Origin of the sequence: Nocardia sp. NPDC058666 (assembly GCF_042714895.1) — a bacterium.
Taxonomy (GTDB): domain Bacteria; phylum Actinomycetota; class Actinomycetes; order Mycobacteriales; family Mycobacteriaceae; genus Nocardia.
In genome coordinates this window covers 1-1,397 of sequence record NZ_JBHXRY010000076.1, presented here as the reverse complement: position 1 = coordinate 1,397, position 1,397 = coordinate 1, and the positions used below count along the sequence as shown (strand labels likewise).

2 protein-coding genes are annotated in these 1,397 nt (G+C 68.4%); both read right to left on the bottom strand.

The annotated features are described in order from the left end of the window. A partial coding sequence (locus ACFWVD_RS28575) for a tyrosine-type recombinase/integrase (protein ID WP_379247994.1) occupies window positions 1-330 on the bottom strand: 330 nt, incomplete at its 3' end. A gap of 420 nt (window positions 331-750) precedes the next feature. Beyond that, window positions 751-912 (bottom strand): hypothetical protein, encoded by a 162-nt coding sequence (locus ACFWVD_RS28570; RefSeq protein WP_379247996.1) that lies wholly within the window; start codon window positions 910-912, stop codon window positions 751-753. Window positions 913-1,397: the final 485 nt, after the last annotated feature.

Sequence of the window (1,397 nt, the reverse complement as noted above, 5' to 3'; positions counted from 1 at the left end):
GAGGTTGAGGGCGTCTCCCAGCGCGTTGATGGCTTGTCGTTGGAGGCGGATGCGTACGTGGGCGTAGGCGGTGGCGGTGACGCCGATGTGGGCGTGTCCGAGGAATTTCTTGATCACGACGAGTTCGACGCCTTGTTCCAGGAGCAAGGTGGCGGTGGAGTGCCGGAGGTCGTGGAAGCGGATTCGGCGGACGCCGGCCTTGCGGAGGAGTGGGGTGAGGGTGCGGCTGACACTGCGGTCAGGCCCAAGGCCTGCCCGAGTTGCCGGCCAGCGTACGGTCCCCTGAGCATGCCCGACTCCAACCCGAACAGGACACCGGCCAAAGCCCACTCCGCCGCCCTCACACGCGCAGCACCCCGTGGGCAGGGCTATGCGGCCCTCAGAAGCGCGGGTCTTGGTGGGCAGCACGGTCAGGCCGCCCGTACGGGTGCGATGGAGGGAATGTCGAATGCCGGCGGTGCCAGTGTTGAGGTCAAGGTCTTCCCAGCGGCGGCCGAGGAGTTCGCCTATGCACAGTCAGGTGCGCAGGGCAAGTTCGTACAGCGCGTGGAGCCGGTCGGTTTCGGCCGCTCGGAGGAATTGGCGGGCCTCAGTGGCCGTGAGCGGTGTGAACCGGCGCGGACGCGGAGTTGCCGCCTTCGCGTTGCGGGCAATGTTGCGGGGCAGTTCGTCTTCGCGGACTGCGTGTTCCAGGGTGGACTTGAGAACAGGGTGGACGTACGTCACGGTCAGCGGGGACAGCCGCTTGCCTCAGCATTCGCCAATGGCGCAGCAGCGCCGGTGGCTGGCTTCGAGACCTTGGGCGCAGCACTGGCATGTGGTGCGGTGGTGGTCGAGGAAGGTCCGGACGTCACGTGCGGTGAGCCGGGCGAGCTTCTTCGAGCCCAGGCCCGGCTTGAGGTAGAGGCGGATGCAGGTGGCGTAGCGGGTGTGGGTGTTCTCGCGGAGCCGGCGGACGGCGATGCTGCCGAGTACGCCAGGTAGTCGCCGACGCTGCTGTCTGCGGTGGCGACGGGCAGGCCGCGGTTGCTGTCTCGGCGAGTTTGTCGGCTGCGCTCTTGCGGGTGGCGTCGTAGACGGGGATACGCTTGGGGCTGGCGTCGGCGGCGAGAATCTAGCCGGCGGCTTCCCAGCGGCCGTCCTTGCGCTGGTAGATGGTGCCGTCGCCAGGCGCGCGCACCTTCCGCTTCGGGACGGTCATCGAGGGGCCCTTCGAGGTGCAGCCGGATGCAGTCGGTGAACGCGCGGGCGGGGATGAGACGGGCGGGGCCGATCTTGAGGCGGGCCGTGGCTTCGGGGAAGGCGAGAAGTTCGTCGTCACGCATCGGCCGTCGCTCCTCCTTGATGCACAGGGCTGCCAAGGAGCGCGGCGAGGTGTTCGAGGTCGGGGGTGGGGT